General features: G+C 59.0%; 3 protein-coding genes. All 3 read right to left on the reverse strand.

The annotated features are described in order from the left end of the window. Positions 1-157: 157 nt before the first annotated feature. Genes B3187_RS15690 through B3187_RS15700 form a run of 3 tightly spaced genes read right to left on the reverse strand, consistent with a single transcriptional unit; the run spans position 158 to position 4,337 of the window. Positions 158-952 (reverse strand): gluconate 5-dehydrogenase, encoded by a 795-nt coding sequence (locus B3187_RS15690; RefSeq protein ID WP_286807397.1) that lies wholly within the window; start codon positions 950-952, stop codon positions 158-160. An 11-nt stretch (positions 953-963) separates the two neighbouring features. Further along, positions 964-1,803, reverse strand: coding sequence for a 5-dehydro-4-deoxy-D-glucuronate isomerase (kduI, locus tag B3187_RS15695; RefSeq protein ID WP_123639219.1), 840 nt, complete (start codon positions 1,801-1,803; stop codon positions 964-966). 8 nt (positions 1,804-1,811) lie between these two features. Then, positions 1,812-4,337: a glycoside hydrolase family 88 protein gene (locus B3187_RS15700; protein WP_286807398.1), complete on the reverse strand. Its 2,526-nt coding sequence runs from the start codon at positions 4,335-4,337 to the stop codon at positions 1,812-1,814. Positions 4,338-4,529 lie beyond the last annotated feature (192 nt).

Consider the following 4,529-nt stretch of genomic DNA (forward strand, 5'->3'; position numbering starts at 1 on the left):
TAGCGCAGCGTAACCCGACGACCAGATCGGAAGTCCAACGGTCCTGTAGGTCGGGTTAGCGAAGCGTAACCCGACAGACCCCGGAGGGACTTTTCTGAAGCACAAAAAAACGGCGCCGAAGCGCCGTATCAAAACCGCAGAAAGGGTCTGCTGAAACTTACTCGTTGGCAGGCTTGCCAATGGTGGCGAGAATGCCGCCGTCCACGTAGACGATTTGCCCGGTCACAAAGTTGCTCGCCTTGGAGGACAGGAATACCGCGGCGCCCTGCAGGTCATCCGGGTCGCCCCATTTGCCCGCCGGAGTGCGGCTGATGATGAATTCGTTGAGCGGGTTGCCTTCCACCCGGATCGGGGCTGTCTGGCTGGTGGCGAAGTAGCCGGGGCCGATGCCGTTGACCTGCACATTGTGGCGCGCCCATTCGGTGGCCATGTTACGGGTGAGCATTTTCAGGCCACCCTTGGCGGCGGCGTAGGCGCCGACAGAGTCGCGGCCCAGCTCGCTCATCATGGAGCAGATGTTGATGATCTTGCCCTGCTTGCGCTCAACCATTTTCTTTGCGACCGGACGGGTCATAGTGAACACGCCCACCAGGTCGGTATCGATCACCTGCTGGAACTCTTCCACGGGCATTTCGAGCATGGGTACACGCTTGATGATACCGGCGTTGTTCACCAGGATGTCGATCGGGCCGACTTCTTTCTCGATCTTGTCGACCGCCGCAATCACCTGGTCTTCTTTGGTGACGTCGAACTTGTAACCAAAGGCCTTGTAGCCTTCGGCTTCATATTCGGCCACGGCCTTGTCGATTTTTTCCTGGGAAGAGTGACCGTTGACCACAATGGTGGCGCCGGCGCTGCCCAGGCCCTTGGCCATGGCCATGCCGATTCCGTGGGTGGCGCCGGTAACCAGCGCCACTTTGCCTGTCAGATCGAACAGGGGATGATGACTCATAGAGAAGCTCCTTACTTCAGTTCGTGTGGCTGGTGGAAGTCCATGTCGGTGTAGTCGAGGTTCTCACCGGCCATGCCCCAAATGAACGTGTAGTTGGCGGTGCCGACGCCCGAGTGCATGGACCAGGGCGGAGACAGAACGGCCTGCTCGTTGTGAATCCACAAGTGACGGGTGTCGTCTTTCGGGCCCATGAAGTGGCACACGGCCTGATCTTCCGGCACATTGAAATAGAAATACGCTTCCATCCGCCGGGTGTGGGTGTGCACCGGCATGGTATTCCAGATGCTGCCGGGCTGCAGTTCGGTCATGCCCATCTGCAACTGGCAGGTTTCGATGATGCCGTTGATCAGCAACTGATTGACCCGACGTTCGTTACAGGTGTCCGAGGAGCCCAGTTCCAGCACATTGGCATCGCCCATGCCGACTTTTTTGGTCGGGTAGGCATGGTGCGCGGGCGCGGAGTTCAGGTAGAACTTGGCCGGGTTGCTGGCATCGACGCTGCGAAAGCTGACTTCTTTGGCGCCGCGGCCGACGTAGATGGCACTTTTGGATTCCAGCTCGTAATCGGTGCCGTCTACCGTGACGATACCGTCACCACCGATGTTGATGGCACCCAGTTCACGCCGGTCCAGAAAGTGCTCGGCTTTCTGCTGGTCCACGGGCTCCAGGGTCACGGCCTTGTTGATCGGCTTGGCACCACCGACCATCATCCGGTCGTAGTGGGTGTACACAAAGTGGATCTGATCGTCTTCGAAAATCTTCTCGATCAGAAAGTGCTTGCGCAGCTTCTCTGTGTCGTAGTGCTTGTAGTCGTCGATGTGAACGGCAAAGCGTTCTTCGATCTGTTTCATGGGTTACCTCACTTGCCTTGGAGCAGGCGGTGCATTTCGATACCGGCGAGAATAAACGGCCCCGTACCTTTCGGGTCGTTTTCCCAGACCGGTTCGCTCATATAGTAGTGGTAGCTGCCGTCGCGGCCAAAACCCAGGCCGGCTACCAGACAGATATTGGTCATGCTGATCTTGCCATCTTCATGAACCGTCACGAATTCGTTGATCAGGCCATCATAGGCTTTCTGAGCGACCGGAAGGAAGCTGTCATCCAGGTAGCCCATACGAATGGCTTTGGCGTAGAAGTAGGCGAACATGGCACTCGCGCTGGATTCGCGGTAGTTGCCCGGCGCATCGGGCTGATCCATGATCTGCCACCAGGTGCCGGTGGGGTCCTGGTACTTCTGCAGGTCGACAGCAATCTCCTGGATCATATCAATGATCGGTTGGCGCAGCTCGGTTTCTTCTTCCGGAATGAAGTCCAGTACATCCACGGTGGCCATGGTGAGCCAGCCGAAACCGCGGCCCCAGAAATGCTCGGACAGACCGCTTTCGGGGTCGGCCCAATCCTGCTGTTTTTTCTCGTCCCAGGCGTGGTAATACAGGCCGGTTTCGGGATCGCGCAGCTCTTCGCGGGTGATCTCGAACTCCTTGACCACTTCGGCCCAGCTTTCGTGCTGTTGCTCGCCTTCTTCGAACAGGAGCGCGTAGTGGGCAAGGTAGGGCATGGCCATGTAAACGCCATCCAGCCAGACCTGCCATGGGTAGCGCTCCTTGTGCCAGAAAGCGCCACCGCTGGTGCGGGGATGCTTGTGCAGGTGCTCGCGCAACTGATCGGCGGCGAGTTTGAAACGCTCTTCGCCGGTCTGCTCCCACAGGCGCAGGACGCCCACGCCGGGCTTGACGTTATCCACGCTGAAGTTGGTCATTTTATAGCGGGCAATCTCGCCCTCTTCACCAATAAAGCTGCCGGTCACATGGGGCAGAACTTTGGCGTAACGCTCCGCCGGTGCCACTTCGTTGAGTTCATCGTAGGCCATGGGGAGCAGGCCGATGATGTCGTACTCGAACTTGGGCGGACGCTCGCGGTTGGTGTCCCAGCCGTCCACGTGGTACCTCATGGTTTTGCGCTCCAGCTCGGAATCGGCCAGGCGCTTGCTCCAGTTCAGCGCCGCCTCGGCGTCCGCCGGCGGATTTTTCTGTTCCTGGCTGTGTGCGGTAGTGAGGCGTTCACGCGGAGCCAGGGTCAGGCGTTCGGCCTCTCCCTCCAGGTATTCGACAAACGCTTCACGGGTGGTGATGCCGTCCAGCTCGTGCTGCCAGACCGCCAGGAAGTAGTAGTCCACATCTTCGCCCGCCGCGTCGAGTACGGTCACATAGTTGTGCTCGTCTTCGGTCTGCCCCTCGCGGTCGGATTTACGGAACAACAGGGCCATGCCCAGGTAGTCGTCTTCACCGCTCAGGCTCTGTTTGCCCCAGCTTGCCACATAGGTGTAGGCCTTGCCGGTAATATCGACCTCGCCTTCAATCAGCTCGGTGCCCGGATGTTTGACGATGCCCGTGGTCAGGTTGTCCAGCTCGTCGCTCAGTTCCAGGTCTACGTGTACCAGGCGGCTGCCGGCAGTCATGGACAATTGTGCGGTCAGGTCGACCGTGGTGTCCGCCACCTGCCAATCTTTGTAGTGGATGCTGAATGAGGAGTAAAGGTCGCCGTTATCCAGAATCCTGGCATCCCACCCGTCCACTTCAGAAACGCGGTGTACGTGCTCACCGTCCCAGTATCCGTAGCCGCCGACGCCAAGGGAGTCGCCAACTTTGAGGATGTCCATGCCCCAGTCGGCCGGCTCGTGGTAGGAATCGTAGCCGTCCTTGCCGACATTCTGCAGAACCATGTCGTGGGTTTTCTTGCCGAAAATATCAAAGCCGTTGCGCCAGTCGAGATAGACCCGGTACCCCACCAGATCCGATTCGATGCCGGGGCCTTCATAGCGGATGTAATAGGAGTGATCAGAGTGCTCTTCGGGTGGTGTCAGGCTCTCGACGTTTTCAAATTCGCCGCCGACATACTCATACATGCCTTCGCGGTTTTCATCGGAGTGCGGCTGCCATTCACCGCCCACCTTGTGGGAAATTTCCGCCTGTGTACGCTTGGCCACCTCGGGCGCCTGGCTGGCGAGCCCGCGATCAATGACCAGCTCAATGGTGCCTGCCGAGGGAAGATTGACCAGGGTGAGCAGGCCGTCTTTCTGCCCATCGCCGTCACGGTCAATCAGTTGCGTGGCGACCGGCGTACCGTTTACGGTCGCTCCCAACTCGCTGTCCAACGCATCCTGACGCGTCAGTCCGAGTTCGTCGAAGCTGACAAAATAGGGCTCATCGCTGACGGCACGGCTCAGGGCGTTGGACAGATGGACCTGGGCGACCGGGGTCTGCTGGGTCTGCTCGGGCTGGACGCTGGAGGATTGCGGCTCGGTGGCGGGTGGTTCCTGGCTGCAACCGGCCAGAGTGGCCGCCGTTACCAACAGCGTGCCGGAAAGCGGTGGGTATTTCAGCATAGTTATCACCTTTCTGGTCTCTCTTCTTGAATGTGCTTCTAGTTATTGGTCGGAATTCGCCCGTCTCTTGTTGGGAGCGGAAGCACAAGCCGGGGTGTTCCGTGGAAGGGGGTCGGTCCTTGATCCGGATGCCCTAGTGGTCCATGTGGCTAATGGTTGATTCGGGCACGACCTCACCCGCCAGCGGACAAT

Source organism: Marinimicrobium sp. UBA4209 (genome assembly GCF_002381585.1).
Taxonomy (GTDB): domain Bacteria; phylum Pseudomonadota; class Gammaproteobacteria; order Pseudomonadales; family Cellvibrionaceae; genus Marinimicrobium; species Marinimicrobium koreense.